Source organism: Streptomyces sp. WMMB 714 (assembly GCF_900090125.1).
In the GTDB taxonomy this organism is placed as follows: Bacteria; Actinomycetota; Actinomycetes; order Streptomycetales; family Streptomycetaceae; genus Streptomyces; species Streptomyces daqingensis.
This window is the reverse complement of the sequence record NZ_FMHJ01000003.1, coordinates 68,264-87,471: the sequence shown is the minus strand read 5'-3', so window position 1 is coordinate 87,471 and position 19,208 is coordinate 68,264. Positions and strand designations below refer to the sequence as shown.

Here is a 19,208-nt window from a genome sequence, read left to right as displayed (position 1 = left end):
ACACATGGTTCATGAGCACGTGCGCGACATCTACACCCGGGCCGCGCGTACCGCGTTCCTCGACCGGGAGGCCGTCCGCGGCGCCGGGGACGCGGAGTTGGAACGGCTCGTCGGCGGCCAGCGACTCGACTCCCTGCCCGCGGCGGCCGATTCGGTGCTGCGGCTCGTCGGCGGAGCGAAGGGCCCCTGGTTCCTCGGCGAACGCCTCGTACTCGCCGACGCCGACCCCGGCGGACTCAAGGAGGCGGCGCTCGGCTGCGGCACGCAGGAGACCGGCGCGCAGCTCCACGACACCGCCGGGATGCTGGTGCTGACCTGCCACGACGGCACGCGGTACGAGGTCGTGGACGGCTGCGACCTCTCCATGGCGGACCCGCCGGTGTGGATCCTGGACGGCACCGGGAACGTGCAGAAGTCGTGCGGGAGCCTCACCGAGTGGTTCTCCTACGCCGCCGACCGCGTCGTGAACCTCTCCAAGGACGTGGCGAGACGTGCACGCCAGGGACGTCCGACTCCGCCCTGGGCCCGCTACTTCACCATCTCGACGAGTACGCGCCCGGGCCGGGCGGGCGACCGGCCGGAAAGCGACACCGAGTCCCGCTCGTAGCGCCGGCTGCTGCGAACGCTGGGGCCCGTTGTCAGTGGCGGGTGGCAGAGTCGGAGCCGTCCACATCAACCCATGCTGGCTGCTGAGGCGACGTGGACGGCCCCGCCCCCAGGGCGGGGCCGGCTTCATCCACGCCGGGCCCGCGACCGGCACCGGCCGAGATCAGCGCCGTGCCGGGAGCGGAGTGAGGGCCTTCAGCCCGAGTCTGCCGAAGGGCCGGGTTCCTGTGCCTGGCGCTGGGCCTCGCGGCTCGGGGTGAGGCTGTCTCCCGCCTCGCTGTCCCGCCGTCGGGCCCTCTCCTCAGTGACGTCGGTTTCGGCTTCCTCGACCTGCTGCTCGAGTTCCTCTCCGGCCGAGGGCGCGTTCTTCTTCGACTTGCCCATGTCCAAGACCTCTCCTGAGAAGGTTCACGCTCCGCATTCGACGCCGCTCGAATGCTCCGCCTGCTGTTCCGTACGGGACGAGTCCCCTGCTGCGGCTCACGCACACCACGCGGCGGCCCGTACTGATCAAGCAGCTCACCGCCGGGGAGCCCCGGCGTTTCCCCCGCACGGTCGGCCCGCCCGGCTGCCGTTCGTGGACCGGCTCGCGGTCACGAACCGCTGTCCGCGGACGGCGGGATCCTCTCGACGCGGACGGGGGTCACCTTGTAGAGCGGCTGCTTCGACACGGGGTCCCACTCGGTGTGGGTGAGAGCGTTGGCCGCCCGCATCCGGGTGTCCCCTTCCGGCTGGTCGAAATCGCCGTAGTGGAACGGAACGAAAACCGTGCCGGGGCGGGCCCCGCCGACCGCCGCGACGGCCTCGACGCTTCCGTGCGGGGAGCGTACGCGGACCATGTCGCCGTCACGGACGCCCAGCTGTCCGGCGTCCTCCACCGACATCTGCACGTACGGGCCGGGTGCGGCCGCGTTCAGCTCCGGGACTCTGGCCGTCTTGGTGCGCGTATGCCAGTGGTGGACCCTTCTCCCGGTGGCGAGGCGCAGCGGATATCCGGCGGAGGTCTGCTCCCGCGGCTCCAGGTAGGGAGCGGGCTTGATCACGGCGCGCCCGTCCGGATCGTGATCGCGGTACTCCCCGGGCTGGTTCTGCGCACCGGTCACCACGTCGTGCCCGAAGTCCTCGCATTCGTGGGCCGCCGTGGCGAAACGATGGTCCGTGTAGAGACGTTCGGTGCCGTCCGGAGCGCTCTCGGTGCAGGGCCACTGGATGCCGTCGGAGGAGCGCAGCCTGCCGTACGTCGCGGCGCTCTGGTCGCACAGAGTGCCGCGGGTCAGTTCGCGGAACGAATCCCAGGCGTCCTGCGGACGGCTCCAGCTCAGCAGGGGAGCGCCGCTGTTGTTCTTCAGCTCCATGCGGGTCGCGTAGTCCAGCAGGATCTCGAAGTCGGAACGCGCCTCGCCGGGCGGTTCCACGGCCTTCTCGGAGAGGTGGAGAGTGCGGTCGGCGTTGGTGTAGCAGCCTGTCTTCTCGCCCCACAGCGCCGCGGGGAGTACGACGTCGGCGAGCGCCGTGGTCTCTGTGGGAAAGGCGTCGGACACGACGAGGAACAGGTCGTCCCGGCCCAGCACGGAGCGCACACGGTGCAGTTCCGGCAGGGACACGGCCGGGTTGGTGCCGGTCACCCAGAGGAATTTGACGCTGCCTTCCGCGCAGAGGCGCAGGATCTCCATGACGTGGGTCGGGGGCCCCTCGTGCGGGATCCGCTCCACGTCGACGTTCCACGCCTCGGCGAGCTGGGCGACGTGCGTCTCGTTCTGCCAGTTGCGGAAGGCGGGCAGGGTGCCGTCGGCGCCCGTCTCACGCGTGTTCTGCGCTGTGGGCTGGCCGTTCATCTGGAAGACCGAGCAGCCGGGCCTTCCGATCATGCCGCGCAGGAGATGGAGGTTGTTGACCTGGACGGCGGCGGCTGTCGCCTGGTGGGACTGGTAGACACCCTGAAGCACTGTGGAGACCAGGCGTTCGGCCGTCCCCAGGATGCGGGCGGCCTCGCGGATGTCCGACGCCGGCACGCCGCAGATCCGGGCCGCGCGTTCGGGCGTGTACTCCGGGACGAGCGCCGCCAGCTCCTCGTAGCCGACGGTATGGGTGTCGATCCAGCGCCTGTCGATCCAGCCGTGCACGACGATCTCGTGGAGCAGGGCGTTGAGGAGGGCCACGTTCGTGCCGGGGCGGACCGGCAGGTGGACGTCCGCTTCGAGAGCGGGCGCCGTCGACCTGGGATCGGCCACGACGAGACGGGGCCTGTCCGGGCCGCGGAGCCGGTCGCGCATCCGGGTCCACAGCACCGTCTGCGTCTCGGCCACGTTGTGCCCCACGAGGAAGAGGCTGTCGCACAGGTCGATGTCCGTGTACGAGCCCGGGTTGCCGTCGCTTCCGAAACTCTCGATGAGGGCCCATTCCGCAGTGGCGGTGCACAGGCGGGTGTTGCCGTCGAGGTGGCTGGTACCGATGCCCCCTCTGGCGATGACGGCCTGCGCGTAGTACTCCTCGGCGAAGAGCTGGCCACTGGTGTAGAAGGCCATCGCCGACGGCCCCTGTTCCGCCATGACCTTCCTCGACCGGCCGGCCACCGCGCTCATGGCGGTGTCCCAGTCGCAGGGCCTCAACTCCCCTCCGGCATCGCGGATCATGGGCCGGGTCAGCCGGTCGGGGGAGTTGTTGGCCTGCCAGCCGTACAGGCCCTTCGGACCGAGACGTCCGCGGTTGACCCTGTCGGACGTCCGCCCGCGGACGCCGACCATGCGCCCGTCGTGCACGGCGATGTCCATTCCGTAGCCGTTCGAGCACAGCACGCAGGCTGAGCGCACCCACCGGTCGACGAGTTCCTCGTCCACAGTCAGGTGACTGTCGGCACGCGCCGGCCAGCGCTCGCCCGGCGCGAACGGCAGCGCCTCGCCCCACACTTCACATGTCCGGTCCGTCATCGGTCTCCCTCGCGTCCATCGACGTGGCGCCGGCCCGCAGAGCGGCACGGACTTGTGCCGGTCCCCCCGCGGCGGCGAGGGCAAACCGGCGGGGAGAGCGGCCGGGAGGTGAGGCGCCGGGCCGCCGGCGACCGGCCCGGAGGGCACGCCGTCCGAGGAGGGGTTCCGAGGGGTGGCGCAGAAGTGCACCTGGGCGAGCGGGGCCCCCGCCGGTAGTTTCGGTCGACCGGGCAGTCCGCGGACAGGGCCTGCCCCCCAGGGGTCTCGCGGCGTCAGGTTCCGGGGCGTTCCGGGGCGGCAGACCGAGAGTGGGAGACAGGAACAGGAGGGCCGGATGGCCACGGTCGTTCTCATCGGCACGATGGACACCAAGGGTGAGGAGTACGCATGGGTCTCCGACCGCGTGCGCGGGCACGGCGCGGACACGGTGACCGTCGACGTCGGCTCGTTCTCGGAAGTGCCCGCGTCCGGAGTGGACGTGGAAGCGGACGAGGTGGCGCGTGCCGGGGGCGGCGACCTCGCGGCTCTGCGCGAAGCCGGTGACCGCGGCGCGGCCATGGAGGTGATGGCCTCCGGGGCGGCCGCGGTCGTCCTGAGGCTGTACGCGGAGGGCCGCCTGGACGGGGTGCTCGGCCTCGGCGGCTCCGGCGGCTCGTCGGTGGTCTCCCGCGCCATGCGGGCACTCCCGGTCGGCGTCCCGAAGCTCCTGGTCTCGACGATGGCCTCGGGCGACGTCTCCCCGTACGTCGGCGAGGTGGACGTGACGATGATGCACGCGGTCGTCGACGTGGCCGGAGTCAACTCGGTCTCCGGGCAGATCTTCGGCAACGCCGCCGCGGCGATCTCCGCCATGGCCGCGGAGCACGAGGCCCGCGGCTCCACACCGAGGAGCGAGGGCGAGCGGCGGCCGGCCGTCGGCCTGTCGATGTTCGGCCTGACCACGCCCGCTGTCGACGAGGCGCGGGAGGAGCTGGTGCGCCTCGGCTACGAGCCGCTGGTCTTCCACGCCACCGGCGCCGGCGGGCGCGCGATGGAGAAGCTCGTGCGCGACGGGCGGCTCGCCGGGGTGCTCGACCTGACGACGACGGAACTCGCCGACGACCTGGTCGGCGGCGTGCTGAGCGCGGGCCCCCGCAGGCTGGAGGCGGCGGCGGAGACGGGCGTCCCGCAGGTCGTCTCGCTCGGCGCGCTCGACATGGTCAACTTCGGTCCGCGCGAGACGGTGCCCGCCGAGTTCGGGGACCGCAGGTTCCTGGTCCACAACCCGACGGTGACCCTGATGCGGACCACGCCGGAGGAGAGCGCCGAACTGGGCCGGCGCATCGGCGCGAAGCTCGCCGGCGCGCACGGTCCGGTCTCCGTCCTCCTGCCGCTGCGCGGGCTGAGCGGCATCGACGAGGACGGTGGTCCGTTCCGGGACGCCGTCGCCGACGAGGCTCTCTTCTCCGCGCTGCGTGCGGCACTCGCGGGGTCGAGGGCCGAGGTCGTCGAAGTGGACGCGCACATCAACTCGCCGGGATTCGGGCGCGACGCCGCCCGGCGCCTCGACGGACTGATCACCGGAGCCGTGTGAGGGGAAAGCTCCACACGTGTACGAGGATGCGGAACACGCGGACCGCATGGAACCGGCTGCAAGAGGGGAGAGCGACGTTGGACCGCGAGACGGCACTGCGGCGGCTGAAGGCGACCGTGGCGGAAGGGCGCCCGATCATCGGCGCCGGCGCCGGCACGGGCCTGTCCGCCAAGTCGGCGGAGGCAGGCGGGATCGACCTGCTCATCATCTACAACTCCGGGCGCTACCGCATGGCCGGACGCGGCTCGCTCGCGGGCCTGCTCGCGTACGGCGACGCGAACGCCATCGTCATGGAGATGGCGGACGAAGTGCTCCCGGTGGTCAAGGACACTCCCGTCCTCGCCGGCGTCAACGGGACCGACCCGTTCCGCGTGATGGGCCGCTACCTCGACCAGATCAAGGCGGCGGGCTTCGCCGGGGTGCAGAACTTCCCCACGGTGGGACTGATCGACGGCGTCTTCCGGCAGAACCTCGAAGAGACCGGGATGAGTTTCGGCATGGAGGTCGACATGATCGCCGCCGCTCACGAACGCGGGCTCCTGACCGCCCCGTACGTCTTCGACGAGGCGGAGGCGACCGCCATGGCGCGTGCCGGTGCCGACGTCCTGGTCCCCCACATGGGCCTGACGACGAAGGGCACCGTCGGCGCGAGCACCGCGCTCACGCTCGACGAATGCGTCGGGCGGATCCAGGCGATGCGGGACGCCGCGATCGCCGTCGACCCCGACATCCTGGTCCTCTGCCACGGCGGCCCCCTCGCGGAGCCGGAGGACGCGCAGTACGTCCTCTCACGCACCACGGGGGTCGTGGGCTTCTTCGGGGCCAGCTCGATCGAGCGACTGCCCACCGAGGAAGGCATCCGCCGGCAGACCGAGTCCTTCAAGTCGATGACGTACCGGCGCTGAGCGCGCGCGCCCGCCCGCGGAAGCCGCCGCGCCGGGAACAGCAGGTCGGGTCGGCACGGTTGCATCGACGAGGGGCCGCGCCGCTCGGCAGGGACAGACGGATGCCACACGGTCGTCCGCCCGCCGGGACCCGGGCCCCAGGATCGCGGTACGTCCCTGCCCACTCGGGCAGGGACGAATTCGGCAGGAGGACTGTGACATGGCTGACCGGCCCTTGACGCTCATGGCAGTGCACGCCCACCCCGACGACGAGGCCACCGGAACCGGGGGCGTCCTCGCGCGGTACGCGGCGGAGGGCATCCGCACGGTCCTCGTGACGTGCACCGACGGCGGTTGCGGTGACGGACCGGGAGGAGCCAAGCCGGGCGATCCCCAGCACGATCCGGCGGCCGTGGCCTTGATGCGGCGTCAGGAACTCGAGGCGAGCTGCGAGGTCCTGAAGATCAGCGACCTGGAGACGCTGGACTACGCCGACTCGGGGATGGCGGGGTGGCCGAGCAACGACGCCCCCGGGTCCTTCTGGAAGACCCCCGTCGAGGAGGGCGCCGCACGGCTGGCGGAACTCATGGAGCACTACCGTCCCGACGTGGTCGTCACCTACGACGAGAACGGCTTCTACGGCCACCCCGACCACATCCAGGCCCACCGCATCACGATGGCGGCGCTGGAGACGACCTCGCTGACACCGAAGACGTACTGGACGACGATGCCCCACTCGATGATGCGGCGGTTCGGGGAGGTCATGCGCGACTCCGGCGGGGACGTGCCGGAGCCGGACCCCGCCGAGGCCGCCGCGATGGCCGAGATCGGCCTCCCCGACGACGAGATCACCACGTGGGTGGACACCACCGCGTTCAGCGGCCAGAAGTTCGACGCGCTGGCCGCGCACGCCAGCCAGGGCGAGAACATCTTCTTCCTCAGGATGGGCAAGGAGACGTTCGGCGAGCTGATGGGCATGGAGACCTTCGTACGCGTCAAGGACGCCACCGGCGCGGCCGTGCCCGAGAACGATCTCTTCGCCGGACTCCGCTGAGGCGCCCGCCCCTGAATCCGGTTCCGGATCCGGTTCCGGATCCAGCTCGTAGATCCAGTTGTGGAAACTCACGGGCAGACGTCAGTGCCGAGCCATACACTGCCACAGGTCACGGGGGACAGGGGTTTGTGCTCTATGCGCTCATCGGTTTCGGCCCCGCCTGCAGAGGCGGCGGTGTGCAAGGACTTCGACTTCCGGGTTCTGGGGCCACTCGAGGTGGGCCACGGGAAGCGCCTGGTGCAGTTACCCGCCGGGCGCTTACGGGTGCTCCTGTCGTGCCTGGTGATGTCGCCCAACGAGGTCGTCTCCAGCGACACGCTGATCGACCGATTATGGGCGGACACCCCTGTGGAACGGGCGCGGGGCGCGCTGCACACCTGCGTGAGACGGCTGCGCCGCCTCCTCTGCCCCGAGTTGGTGCAGACGAGACCCGGCGGGTATGCCCTCGCGGTATCGATCGACAGAGTGGACCTGCTGCGGTTCCGGGATCTCGTCCGGCGCTCGGAGGCCGCCGGGGACGGCTCCGGGGAGAAGCTGGTCCTGCTGCGCGAAGCGCTGGCGCTCCGTCGGGGCGACCCGTTCGCCGACGTCGCCTCTCCGTGGCTGGACCGCGAGGTGGTGCCCCGGCTGAACGAGGAATGGCTGAGCGCCCAGATGTGCCGCATCGACCTCGAGATGGCGGCGGGACGGCACCATGAGCTGATTCCCGAGCTGCGCGAGCTGACGGCCGCCCACCCGCTGCACGAGGCGAGCTGGCAGCGTCTGATCCTGGCCCTGCACCGGTGCGGCCGCCGCGCCGAGGCCCTGGAGGCGTACCAGCAGGTCCTCGCGATCCTCCGGGACGAGCTGGCGCTCGATCCCAGCGACGAGCTGCGGGAACTGCTCCGGTCGATACTCGACGGCGGTGCGGCTCCCTCCCCTTCCGGCGGCGCGGGTGAGCAGGAGCCGGTCGCCGCCACGATCGTCCATCCCGCCGTCGATCCACTTGTGCAGTCGCCTCCGATACGCCCGCAGCAGCTTCCGCCGGGCATCCCCTGTTTCACCGGCCGCACCAAAGAGCTGGTCACCCTGGACGGCCTGCTGCCCGTCGAAGGCGGACAGTCCGCACGGAAGTCGGCGATCGCCGTGGTCGACGGGGCGGCGGGAGCAGGAAAGACCACCCTGGCGGTGCACTGGGCGCACCGTGTGCGCGACCGGTTTCCCGACGGGCAGCTCTACGCCGACCTCCGCGGCTACGGTGTGGGCGCTCCCGCGGAGCCCACCGCGGTCCTGGAGATGTTCCTGCAAGCGCTGGGCGTCCCCGCGCAGCAGATCCCGCCCGAACTGGACGGCCGCTCCGCGCTGTTGCGCAGCACCCTGGCCGACAGGCGGGTGCTCGTGCTGCTGGACAACGCGCGCGACTCCGCGCAGGTGCGTCCGCTGCTGCCCGGCTCGCACTGCCTGGCCCTGGTCACGAGCCGTCGACAGTTGCACGGCTTGTCCGTGCGGCAAGGCGCCTACCGCATCAGCCTCGACTGCCTGTCCGTCGAGGAGTCGGTCACCCTGCTCGCCGGTGTCCTGGGCGAGGAGCGGATCGCCGCCGAGCCGGACACCGCCGTGCAACTCGCCGGTCTGTGCGCTCACATGCCCCTGGCCCTGGCCCTGGCGGCCGAACGCATCCAGCTCCTGTCCGGCCCGGGCGACCGGACCGGCCCGGGGGCCGGGCATTCCGTCCCGATGCACGACCTCGTCGCTGAACTCGCCGTGGAGCGGAACCGGTTGGACGTGCTCAGTGTCGGCGACGACGAGACGGCAGCGGTTCGCGGTGTCTTCTCCTGGTCCTACGACGCACTCGACACGGCCGCCGCCGGCGCGTTCCGCGTCCTCGGCCTGCATCCCGGGCCCGACATCGGCACCGAGGCGGCGGCCGTGCTCATCGGCGCCGGCACGGACCGGACGCGGAGGCTGCTGGAGGGGCTGGCGGAACGGGGCCTGCTGGAGCGGACCAGCCGGTACCGGTACCGGTTCCACGACCTGATGCGGCTGTACGCGGCGGAACTCGCGGAGGCGGAGGAGAGCGAGCGGACCCGGCTGGCAGCGCTGCACCGGGTCCTGTCCTGGTACATGCACACCGCCTACGCGGCCGTGCGGATACTCAACCCCGGCCACCAGCACCGTCCGCCCGACCCGCCCGAGGAGGGCTGCGAACCGGTCGCCTTCTCCTCGTACGAGGAGGCGCTGCGGTGGTGCGAGACGGAGCGCGCCAACCTGATGGCCGCTGTCCGGCTCGCCTTCGAGGTCGGCGAGTACACCATCGCCTGGCGGCTCCCGACCGTCCTGTGGGGCTTCTTCAACCTGCGCAAGCACTGGGGTGACTGGATCGGAAGCCACAGAGTGGGCCTCGTCTCCGCCCGGGCGCAGGGCGGCCGGTACGGCGAAGCCTCGGTGCTGACCGGCATCGCCCCCGCCCGGTAGGACCAGCGGCGCCTCACCTGAGCCCCGGAGGGTTCCAGGAGGCGCCCGTCTGTCCTCGGGCGTGCGCCCGAAGCTGCGCGAGGCCGCTCGCCCCTTCGTGGAGGCCGGGGACCGCTGCGGGCAGGGGACCGCTGAGGGCAGGAGCCTGCCCTGGCCGGTCTCGGCCGCGTCTGCCGGGACCTTGACGGGTCCGAGCGCGCCCGCGAACACCGGCTGAGGGCCCTCGGCGCCCTCCCGGGGTCGGATACCGCTGGAGGAGGGCGTCGCGTTGCGGGCCCCCTGCCCGGCGTACGCCGCGCTCGCCCGGAGATCGTCGCCCGGTGCCGACACGTCCTCGCCCGCCGCCAACGGACATGCGCCCGGCACGCCGTGGCCCGCGTCCTCGACCGGCCGGACCTCCGCCCTGCGCGGGACGGGCCGGCCGGAGCAGGCGCGGCAGGTGCGTGAGCGGTCCGCAGCCGCCGTCGAGGAGCCGGGGTCCGGAAGCTGCCGGAGCAGGCGTTCCGCCCGGTCGGGCAGCGACCGGCGGGGGCCGGTGACGCAGTCGTCCCGCTGTCACGTGCCTGTCACCGGCTGCGAGGTTTCTGACAGCGGCCCTGTGCTCAACTGAGGCGTTCGCGAAGGGGAAACGAGCCGCATACCTCCCAGGTACGGCAGAGAACCTTCGTCCGCGGGCGCCCGGTCGCACATCCCCCGGGCCGAGGGACACCGGAACGGGGGCACATCCAGCCAGGCACACGGGGTTCTCCGACGCCCGGGGCCGCAACTCCGCGAAGCCGTACGGAAGACGAGCGGTGGGAGCGGCGGCCGCAGGCGGGGGCGGACGGCAGCCGGGACGACCGGCCCCCCTTTGGATCCCGGCCCGCCGAACGGGCGGCGCCGGGTGCGGAACCCCGCGGACGGGGGCCGCGGTGACAGCGACGGGTCAGGGACGTGACGCCTGCCGCGCTGCCCGGAGCCCCCACAACGTCGATCGGAAGGACGCATGGCAGACCTCATCAGCCTCGAAGAGGCCGAGAAGCTGGACGTCGAGCACGTACACGACCTGTACCGCACGTACATCAACAAGAGCCAGGTCCGGCTGATGACCTCCTTCGGCTTCGGCCGGGAGCTCGTCGACCACGCCGAGGGCGCCTACGTCCACACACGTGACGGCCGCAGCATCCTGGACTTCACCGGCGGTGTCGGTGTCCTCAACCACGGGCACAACCACCCGCGCATCATCGCCGCCCGCCGGCGCTTCCAGGAGCAGCGGCGCATGGAGGTGCACAAGACCTACTTCTCGCCGTACCTGGCGGCGCTGGGGCACAACCTCGCGGCGGTCCTCCCCGGTGACCTGAGCCGTTCGTTCCTGCCCAACTCCGGGGCGGAGGCGGTCGAGGGCGCCGTCAAGCTCGCGTACAAGTACCACGACGGGAAGCGGCGGACGATCCTGCGCGCGGACTGCAGCTTCCACGGCAAGCTGCTCGGCTCCGGCGGGCTCACGGGCAGCGCGCAGAACAACTTCGCGTTCCCCACGATCCCCGGCATCCGCACCTTCGAGTACGGCGACATCGCGTCCGTCCGCAAGGTGATCGAGGAGTCCCGCGGCGAGCGCGGACGCAGCGACGTGTACGCGCTCCTGATCGAGCCGTTCAGCGCGTCCACGATCCGCTGGTGCTCCGAGGAATTCCTGCGTGAGCTGCGCGAGTTGTGCACCGCCGAGGACATCGTCCTGATCTTCGACGAGATCTACACCGGCTGGGGCAAGACCGGCAGCATGTTCTACTTCACCCGGTACGAGGGCCTGGTGCCGGATGTGGTGACGACCTCCAAGTCGTTCGGCGGCGGCAAGTCCTCCGTCTCCGCGTACGTGGCGCGCGAACCGGTCTTCCGCAAGGCCTACGACAACATGGCCGACGCCATGATGCAGAGCACGAGCACGACGTACTACGGCTTCGGCGAGGAGACCGCGACCGCCATCGAGGCCGTCGCCGTGGCGGTCGAGGACGACTACCCGGCACGCGCCCGCGCGCTGGAGGCCGTGCTCCGCCCGGGGCTGGAGCGGCTCCGCGAGAAGTACCCGCAGCTGATCTCCGAAGTACGCGGCGCAGGCGCGCTGTTCGGGGTCTTCCTCTCCGGCGGCCCCAAGGTGCTGGATCTCATCGGCAAGCTGCCGGCGGGCGATCTGGCCAAGGACCCGCTGATCCGTACGAAGATCGTCACCGCCGCGGTGATCCACACCCTGTACCGCAAGCACGACGTGTACACCTACAACACCCTCAACGGCCGGAGCCCGCTGGTGGTGAGCCCGCCGCTGGTGGCGGAGCCGCAGGACGCCGAGCGGTTCCTGGAGGCCCTGGACGCGACGCTCGGCGAGGGCATGAACCGCCTCCTCGCCCGCTTCGTACGCGAGCGGGTGAGCTCGTGGTGAAGGACGCGGACACTCCCGACGACCGCCTGCCGCCGGAGAGTTCGGGCCTCACCGACCGCCCCGGCCTCCCCGTACACGTCGCCGTGACCGGCGCGGCCGGTGTGCTCGGCGGCCGTCTCGTGGACCGGCTGCTGGAGTCGGGCGCCCAGCTCCGCGCGTTCGACCTGCGGGAGGTGGCCCCGAGGCCCGGACTGAAGGCGTTCACCGGCGACATCCGTGATCCGCGGGCGCTCGCCGAGGCGTTCGAGGGCGCGGACGCCGTCGTGCACTGCGCCTCCGCGCTGCCCAGCTACCCCGAGGCCGACATCCGGTCGATCGTCGTCGACGGCACCACCACGGTGCTGGAGGCGGCCCGCGCCGCGGCGGTGCCGCGGGTGGTGCACGTCTCCTCCACCGCCGTGTACGGGCTGCCGAAGCTGGTGCCGACACCCGAGGAGCACCCGCGCGAGCCCGTCGACCCGTACAGCCGCGCGAAGGCGGCGGCGGAGGAGGTGGCCGAGCGCTTCCGGGCCGACGGGATGTGCCTGCCGGTGATCCGGCCCAAGACGTTCGTGGGGCCGGGCCGGATGGGCCTGTTCGACATGCTCTTCCAATGGGCCGAGGAGGGACGGCACTTCCCCGTGCTCGGCAAGGGCGACGTCCGCATCCAGATGCTCGGACTCGACGACCTCGTGGACGCGCTGCTGGAGGTGCTGCGCGCCCCGGACGACGTGGCCTGCGACACGTACAACATCGCCGCCGCCGAATTCGGCACGCTGCGCGACGACTTCCAGTGCGTGCTGGACGCGGCCGGGCACGGCCGCCGTGTGGTGCCGATGCCCGCCGGCCCGGCGGTCGCCGTGCTGCGCACGCTGGAGCGGACGAAGCTGTCCCCCGTGTACGGCCGGCTGGTCTCCAAGCTGCTCGCCGACTCGTACGTCAGCGTCGACAAGGTCCGCGACAGGCTCGGGTTCCGTCCGCGGATGTCCAACCAGGACGCCGTGCTCCGTACGTTCGACTGGTGGCGCACGCAGCGCGCGGCGGCCGCGGACGCCCCGGCGGGCAAGAGCGCCGGACGGACCAGTACGGACCCGTGGAAGCAGGGCGTCCTCGGACTCGCGAAGGTGTTCTTCTGATGGCTGCTTCGGACGCACCGGCCGGCGACCCGTCCGCACGCACGGCCGACGGGGCCGCGGAGCGGGACACCGCCCCGGAGCCCGCCCCGGAGCCCGCACGGGAGACGGCGCGGGAGCCGGAGCCGGCCGAGACGGGCTCGACGGAGGAACCGGAGCCGGTACAGAAGCCGGAACCGGCGTCGGCGGGGGGGCGGGCCGGTGAGTTACCGGAGCCGGCCGGCCGCCGCTGGTGCTGGGGGACGCGGCTGCTGGTGGCGGGCACGGCGCTCTGGACGGTCCTGTTCGTCCTGCACGTCACGCTCGTCGGCCGCTGGCAGCCGTGGCTCGTCGTCGAGATCGTCCCGCCGCTGACCGCGGTGGTGGTGCCTCTGCTGCTGCTCGCAGCCGTACCGTTCGCGAGGCCGGTGCGCCGCTGGCTCTCCGCGGTCCTGGTGCTCCTGCTGCTGGCAGGGGCGCATCTGGCCGGCTTCGGATGGACGGGCACCACCTCGGACAGCGCCCGGGGCACGGAGGTCAAGGTCTTCGCCTGGTCCGCGGACTACTGGCAGATGGCGGCCCACGACAAGGACGCCTTCTACGACTACCTGCGCCGCCAGGACGCCGACGTGTACCTCCTGCACGAATACCTCAACTGGAACTACACGAACCGCGACGAGCAGCAGGTATGCACCAGCCCGGTCCTCATCGACGACAAGGCCCGGCTGCGCGCGGAGTTCCCGGGCTACCGGCTGCTCGTGCAGGGCGAGTTGCTCACCCTGACCCGGCTGCCCGTCGTCGCGGCGCCGAACCAGCGCGTCCCGTCCGAGGGTGAGGACTGGTACTGGAAGGGTTCGAAGTCCCAGCGCACCGACATCCGCGCGGGCGGGCGCACGGTCTCCTTCTACAACGTGCACCTGCCGATCCGCTTCCGGCCCTGCGACATCCGCTACGGGTGGGACCGGTTCCGCCAGGCCTCCGAATTCCAGGAGGACTGGTGGACCAGGGAGCTGCGCAGGCTGCGCGCGGATCTGCGCGGCAACTCCCACCCGGCCGTGGTGGCCGGCGACTTCAACGCCGCCTGGATGGACCACTACCCGCTCGGATCCGGTACGCGGCCGCACGACCCGGGCGGCTCCCTGCTCCCCGCCCGCACCTGGCCCGCCTGCGAGGGCTCCTGCTCACTGCCGCAGTCGTGGCGCATGTTGCCCCAACTGTGGCGTTTCGACTGGCTGTTCACCAGCGGCGACCTCGCGGTCTCCGACTACCGGCTCCGCGGCGGCGAGGCCCTCTCGGACCATGCGGCTCAGAAGATCCGCCTGGTCGTCCCGCGCAAGGAGTCGTCCGCGCACGCCCGTTGACGTCCCGCACCGGCACCGCATCGCACCACTCCCGGCCACATCCACGACGAAGGAAGGGAACACCGTGCTGCAACCTGACAGGTTCGACGTGACGGTGATGCTCGACTACTACACGCCGTACGTCAGCGGGCTGACGGAGGCGGCACGGCTGACCGCGGAAGGACTCGCCGCGCGCGGCTGGAAGGTGGCGGTCGCCTGCTACCAGCACGAGCCCGAGCTCGCCCGGTACGAGGTCGTCAACGGCGTCCACGTATTCCGTGCGCCGGTGCTCGCGAAGATCAGCCGGGGCTTCATCAGCCCCCAACTCCCGTTGCTGGCAGGGCGACTCGCCGCGCGCTCCGACATCCTGCACATGCATCTGCCCAATCCCGAGGCCGGGTTCGTCGCCGCGCTCAGGCGCCGGGCCCGGCTGGTCGTGACGTACCACATCGACGTCTTCCTGCCCGACAACCCGGTGAACCGCTTCGGGATGTGGGCCGTCGACCAGACCTGCAAGTCGGCCGTACGCAAGGCGGACCTGGTCATCACCAACAGCGAGGACCAGGCGCACGGTTCGCGCATCTGGCCGACGATCCGGCGCCGCCGCCTCGCACCCATCTCCTCCCCGTGCGTGGACCGCAACGGCGGTACGCCCAGCATGCGGGACGGCGACGGGCTGCACGTCGGCTTCATGGGCCGCATCACCGTGGACAAGGGCATCGAATACCTCATCCGCGCCTTCCGCTCCCACGACGACCCCGACGCGCGGCTGCTGATCGCGGGCGACTACGCGACCGTCGCGGGCGGCAGCAACATCGAACAGCTGCGGGCCGAGGCCGGCGACGACTCGCGCATCCGCTTCACGGGGCTGCTGCGTGGCGAGGCCGTACGGGACTTCTACGCGTCGATCGACGTGTTCGCGCTGCCGTCGATCTCGGAGTCGTTCGGCATCGTCCAGGTCGAGGCCATGATGGCGGGCATCCCGCCCGTGAGCACCGAACTCCCCGGCTCCCGCTACCCGGTGGCGGCCACCGGATTCGGCCGCCTCGTGCCGCCGCGCGACCCGGACGCCCTGCGCGAGGCGATCGTCGAGCTGGCCCGGATGCCGGCCGAGGACCGGGAGGCCGGACGGGAGGCGGCGACGAAGCTCTTCGGCGGCGACGCCTTCCTCGACGCGCACGAAGAGGCGTTCCGGCAACTCCTGAGCGGCAGCCGGTCGTGAAGCGGCCCGGCGGCGGGGACACCGTGGGGGAACGGCGCGGCCCGGCCGCGGCCGCCGTGCCCGGTCAGCGGCAGGTCGTTCCGCCCATGCCGCTGGTCCCGGAATCCGTCCGCTCCGGGAGCGGTACGCACGCTCCGCCGGAGGACGGCCCGTCCCTCACCGCGGCACCCCTGACGCGAATACCCCCGGCGCTGGTGCTGCTGCGCCCCCGCCAGTGGGTGAAGAACGTCTTCGTGCTCATCGCGCCGCTCGCGGTGGACCCGGCGGCGGTCCTGCGGCACCTGACCTGGGCGCTGGCGACGGTCGTCACGTTCACGGCGGCGTCTGCGGCGGTCTACGTCCTCAACGACTGGCTCGACCGGGAGCAGGACCGGCTGCACCCCGTCAAGCGGCACCGTCCGCTGGCCTCCGGGAAGGTCGGACCGCTGGGCGCGCTGCTGCTGGGCGCGGGCTGCCTGGCGACGCTGGCGGCCGCCGGAGCGCTGCTGCCTCTGCCCGTGCAGGCCGCCGTCGGCGGGTACGCGGTGCTCAACCTGGCGTACTGCCTGGTGCTGAAGCACTATCCGCTGGTCGACGTCAGCATCGTCGCCACGGGGTTCGTGCTGCGGGCCGTCGCGGGCTGCCTCGTGGTGGCGGCGCCGTTCAACCCCGCCCTGATCATCTGCGTGTACTGCACCTGTCTGCTGATGTCGCTGGGCAAGCGGCGGCACGAACTGGAGACGGCGACCCTCCGGGGGCAGGCGGCGGCGCAGCGGCCCGCCCTCTCCGGCTACTCGGTCCCGCTGCTCGACCAGCTCATGGCCGTGCTGCTGGCGGCCACGCTGATCAGCTACGAACTGTTCGTCCTCTCCGCGCCGCATCCGCACAGCTCCGTACTGGCCGTCGTCACCGTGCCGTTCGCCGTCTTCGCCCTGTGCCGTTACGCGCAGCTGCTGGCGGTGGACCGCAGCGGCGGCGAACCCGGTCAGGACGTCCTCACGGACGTGCCGCTCCTGGTCAACGCCGTGCTCTGGCTGGCCTGCCTGACCGCCGGCCGGGTTCTGTGAGCACACCGGCCCGGTACGACCCCGCCCGTGAGGGCCGCGAAGAGAGGAAGGTCCACTTGAGTCGCCCAAGCCCGTCGAGTCGCCCAGGCCCGGGCCTCGGCACCGTCCCGCCACCGTCCCCGCTGCGGCGGGTGGTGGTGGTCTGTCACCAGTACCCGCCGTGGACCCTGGGCGGCCTGGCGGAGTACGCGCAGCGGTTCGTCCAGTTCGCCCAACGGGAGCGCGGCGACGTGCCGTTGACGCTGTACACCCTCAACTGCCCGGAGAACCTCGCCGGTCGGGAGCGGAACGGCTCCGTGACGATCCGGCGGCCCTGGCTGCCGCGCCGGCTCAAGCGGCGCATCGTGGCGCCGAAGAACCATCTGGCGCCCAGCGGCCGGGCCCTGTTCGCGCTCTCCCTGCTCGCCTTCAACCTGGCGACACTGCCCACGCTCGTGCGGGCCCGCCGGTCCGGGACGGTGGTGGCCGTGCACGACTGGCAGAGCGCCGTCGCCGGGATCCTCGCGGCCGGCGTGCTGCGGCTGCCCGTCGTCTACCACGTCCACAACACCGAGATGACGATGGCCGACCAGCCCGATGTGACCGACCCCTTCCGGCTGATCGAGACCGCTCAGCGGCTGCTCGCCAAAGTCGCGGCCCGGGTCGTCGTGCCCACCCCGGAGCTGGGGCGGCTGGCCGTCGCGCACGGCTGGCGGGCGGACCGCATCGACGTCGTCCCGCACGGCTGCGAGACGGGAGCCGCCGACGGGCACACCGACGACGCGGAGCTCGACCAGGAGCGGAAGCGCGCGCGCAATGAGCTCCGGGCGGAGCTCGGACTTCCCCCCGACGCTCCGTTGCTGGTCTTCGCCGGCCGGCTCAGCTCGGTCAAGGGCGTGCCCACGCTGCTGCACGCCCTGCCCGCGATCGCCCGCCGCCACCCCGGCGTCCGGCTGGTGATGCTCGGAGTGGGCCTTGCCGGCACGGACCAGGACGCCGCGGTGGACCGGCTGGTCACCGAGCTCGGCATCGGGGACCGGACGCACGTCTACCACCGCTACCTGCCCCAGGAGGAGGTGCGGCGCCACTATCTCGCCGCCGACGTCTGCGTCTTCCCCTCCCGTTACGAGCCGTTCGGGCTCGTCTCGGTCGAGGCGATGGCCCTGGCGGCCCCGGTGGTGCTCGGCTCCGGCTTCTCCGCGCTGATCTCCGGGGACGAGCACGGGGGCGGTCGAGCGGCGCTGCGGATGAGCGGCGACACCCCCGACGAACTGGCCGCCCTCGTCTGCCAGTTGCTGGACGACCCCGCCGCGGCCGCACGGCTGGCCGCCCGCGGCCGGGCCCACGCCCGTCAGAACTTCCGCTGGCCCGACACCATCACCCGCACTCTCGGCCTGTACGAGAGCCTGACGCGCCGGGAGCCCAGTCGTGGATGACACCAGCCGCCGCGGGTGGCGGCCACGCCGGCGGATGCTGGCCGGCTGGGCACTGGCCTGCGTCATCGTCGCCGGACTCGTACTGGCCCTCCGCGGACAGGACTGGTCGGCCACGCGCCCCATGGTGACTCTCCAGGCGCTGCCCTTTCTGCTGACCTCCTGCGTGGTCAACGTGGCAGCGCTGCTGTGCGCCATGATGTCCTGGCGCAGCGTCCTCGCCGATCTCGGGCATCCCCTGCCCCGCCGCACCGCCGCCGGGGTCTACTTCGTCGGGATGAGCGCCAAGTACGCGCCCGGGGCGCTCTGGGTGGTCCTCACCCACGCGCGGCTTGCCCGGAGCGTCGGTGTCGGAGGGCTGGTCACCGTCGCCGTCTGGCTCCTCAACATCCCGATCGTGCTGCTGACGGGGATGGTCGTCGGGAGCCTGGCCGCGCCCCCGATGCTCGGCGACTGGAGCTGGCTGCTGCTGCTCCCCGCCGCGGCGCTGGCCTTCGTGATGGTGCGGCCGGCGCTGGTGGGCCGGACCGCGCAGGCCGGCGCCCGCCTGCTGCGCCGCGAACTGACCACATCCGGCTCGGGACAGCAGATCCGCGCGGCCATCGGCTGGCAGCTCGCCTGCCGTCTGGTCTCCGGCCTCCATCTGTGGCTGCTCACGCTCGCCATGGGCGCGCCTGTGGGTGAGTCCCTGGTGGTGAGCATCGGAGCGTTCGCGCTGGCCACGGGCCTCAGCTCGGTCGTCGTGGTACTGCCCGACGGCGCCCTGATCCGGGAGATGGTCCTGATCGGGACGCTCTCCCTGGTGCTGCCCGTCACCGCGGCCACAGCCGTGGCCGTGGCCAGCCGGGCCGTCTGCCTGGTGACGGATCTCCTGGCCAGCGGCGTGTGTGCGCTGACCATGGTGTCCGAACGCCGGCGCCCCGCAGCCCTCACCGAAGGTGCCGCCGAGCTCCCCCGCTCGGGGTGACGCCGGACGGCAGGTGTCCTTGTTCCGCGGGCGTGCGGTGAGAACGGCGACCCCGCGGCTGGGGGCCGAACCGACGTGCCGCGGCACGCAGTTGGTCATCGGGACTCGGGCGCGTGGAGGAGGCCGCAGCCACCGCGCGTCTGCACGTACGGACTCCGGAACGCGGCTCCGTGGGTGCGGGACGTGCGGGCTCAGGAGAGGCTTGAGCGTTCGCCGCCC

The 19,208-nt window shown here is 72.0% G+C and carries 14 protein-coding genes; 12 read left to right on the top strand and 2 right to left on the bottom strand.

What is annotated here, in order from left to right; all coding sequences use genetic code 11:
* The first annotated feature begins 4 nt into the window (after positions 1-4).
* Positions 5-607, top strand: a complete 603-nt coding sequence (locus H181DRAFT_RS29315; protein WP_045863174.1) for a hypothetical protein — start codon at positions 5-7, stop codon at positions 605-607.
* A gap of 194 nt (positions 608-801) precedes the next feature.
* Here the strand turns inward: H181DRAFT_RS29315 and H181DRAFT_RS05820 are convergent, their stop codons facing one another.
* Positions 802-990, bottom strand: coding sequence for a hypothetical protein (locus H181DRAFT_RS05820; protein WP_045863173.1), 189 nt, complete (start codon positions 988-990; stop codon positions 802-804).
* Positions 991-1,199: 209 nt separating this feature from the next.
* Complete coding sequence (locus tag H181DRAFT_RS05815; protein ID WP_045863172.1) at positions 1,200-3,533, bottom strand: molybdopterin oxidoreductase family protein; 2,334 nt, start codon at positions 3,531-3,533, stop codon at positions 1,200-1,202.
* A gap of 334 nt (positions 3,534-3,867) precedes the next feature.
* Here H181DRAFT_RS05815 and H181DRAFT_RS05810 point away from each other — a divergent pair, with 334 nt between their 5' ends.
* From H181DRAFT_RS05810 to H181DRAFT_RS05760, 11 genes are all read left to right on the top strand, one after another.
* Positions 3,868-5,106 (top strand): Tm-1-like ATP-binding domain-containing protein, encoded by a 1,239-nt coding sequence (locus tag H181DRAFT_RS05810; RefSeq protein ID WP_045863171.1) that lies wholly within the window; start codon positions 3,868-3,870, stop codon positions 5,104-5,106.
* Between the two features lie 77 nt (positions 5,107-5,183).
* Complete coding sequence (locus H181DRAFT_RS05805; RefSeq protein WP_045863170.1) at positions 5,184-6,011, top strand: phosphoenolpyruvate hydrolase family protein; 828 nt, start codon at positions 5,184-5,186, stop codon at positions 6,009-6,011.
* A gap of 199 nt (positions 6,012-6,210) precedes the next feature.
* Positions 6,211-7,044: a PIG-L family deacetylase gene (locus H181DRAFT_RS05800; protein ID WP_045863169.1), complete on the top strand. Its 834-nt coding sequence runs from the start codon at positions 6,211-6,213 to the stop codon at positions 7,042-7,044.
* A gap of 135 nt (positions 7,045-7,179) precedes the next feature.
* Positions 7,180-9,498: an AfsR/SARP family transcriptional regulator gene (locus tag H181DRAFT_RS05795; protein WP_078895526.1), complete on the top strand. Its 2,319-nt coding sequence runs from the start codon at positions 7,180-7,182 to the stop codon at positions 9,496-9,498.
* Between the two features lie 985 nt (positions 9,499-10,483).
* Positions 10,484-11,911 (top strand): aspartate aminotransferase family protein, encoded by a 1,428-nt coding sequence (locus tag H181DRAFT_RS05790; protein WP_045863168.1) that lies wholly within the window; start codon positions 10,484-10,486, stop codon positions 11,909-11,911.
* A 26-nt stretch (positions 11,912-11,937) separates the two neighbouring features.
* Positions 11,938-13,026, top strand: coding sequence for an NAD-dependent epimerase/dehydratase family protein (locus H181DRAFT_RS05785; protein ID WP_045863466.1), 1,089 nt, complete (start codon positions 11,938-11,940; stop codon positions 13,024-13,026).
* Entirely contained in the window at positions 13,026-14,363 is a 1,338-nt protein-coding gene (locus H181DRAFT_RS05780; RefSeq protein WP_045863167.1) for an endonuclease/exonuclease/phosphatase family protein, read from the top strand. Before H181DRAFT_RS05785 ends, H181DRAFT_RS05780 begins: the two co-directional genes overlap by 1 nt.
* A 64-nt stretch (positions 14,364-14,427) precedes the next feature.
* Complete coding sequence (locus tag H181DRAFT_RS05775) at positions 14,428-15,564, top strand: glycosyltransferase (RefSeq protein ID WP_254666722.1); 1,137 nt, start codon at positions 14,428-14,430, stop codon at positions 15,562-15,564.
* A complete protein-coding gene (locus H181DRAFT_RS05770; protein WP_078895525.1) occupies positions 15,561-16,610 on the top strand; it encodes a UbiA prenyltransferase family protein in 1,050 nt (349 codons plus the stop codon). Before H181DRAFT_RS05775 ends, H181DRAFT_RS05770 begins: the two co-directional genes overlap by 4 nt.
* A gap of 131 nt (positions 16,611-16,741) precedes the next feature.
* Complete coding sequence (locus H181DRAFT_RS05765) at positions 16,742-18,025, top strand: glycosyltransferase family 4 protein (protein ID WP_158715413.1); 1,284 nt, start codon at positions 16,742-16,744, stop codon at positions 18,023-18,025.
* Positions 18,018-18,989 (top strand): lysylphosphatidylglycerol synthase domain-containing protein, encoded by a 972-nt coding sequence (locus H181DRAFT_RS05760; RefSeq protein WP_139131671.1) that lies wholly within the window; start codon positions 18,018-18,020, stop codon positions 18,987-18,989. Before H181DRAFT_RS05765 ends, H181DRAFT_RS05760 begins: the two co-directional genes overlap by 8 nt.
* The last annotated feature ends 219 nt before the right edge of the window (positions 18,990-19,208 follow it).

Bases quoted from the DNA above. Each gene is read 5' to 3' on its own strand.
- H181DRAFT_RS29315 (WP_045863174.1), top strand. From the start codon at position 5: ATGGTTCATGAGCACGTGCGCGACATCTACACCCGGGCCGCGCGTACC.
- H181DRAFT_RS05815 (WP_045863172.1), bottom strand. From the start codon at position 3,533: ATGACGGACCGGACATGTGAAGTGTGGGGCGAGGCGCTGCCGTTCGCG.
- H181DRAFT_RS05780 (WP_045863167.1), top strand. From the start codon at position 13,026: ATGGCTGCTTCGGACGCACCGGCCGGCGACCCGTCCGCACGCACGGCC.
- H181DRAFT_RS05790 (WP_045863168.1), top strand. From the start codon at position 10,484: ATGGCAGACCTCATCAGCCTCGAAGAGGCCGAGAAGCTGGACGTCGAG.
- H181DRAFT_RS05800 (WP_045863169.1), top strand. From the start codon at position 6,211: ATGGCTGACCGGCCCTTGACGCTCATGGCAGTGCACGCCCACCCCGAC.
- H181DRAFT_RS05820 (WP_045863173.1), bottom strand. From the start codon at position 990: ATGGGCAAGTCGAAGAAGAACGCGCCCTCGGCCGGAGAGGAACTCGAG.
- H181DRAFT_RS05810 (WP_045863171.1), top strand. From the start codon at position 3,868: ATGGCCACGGTCGTTCTCATCGGCACGATGGACACCAAGGGTGAGGAG.
- H181DRAFT_RS05795 (WP_078895526.1), top strand. From the start codon at position 7,180: ATGCGCTCATCGGTTTCGGCCCCGCCTGCAGAGGCGGCGGTGTGCAAG.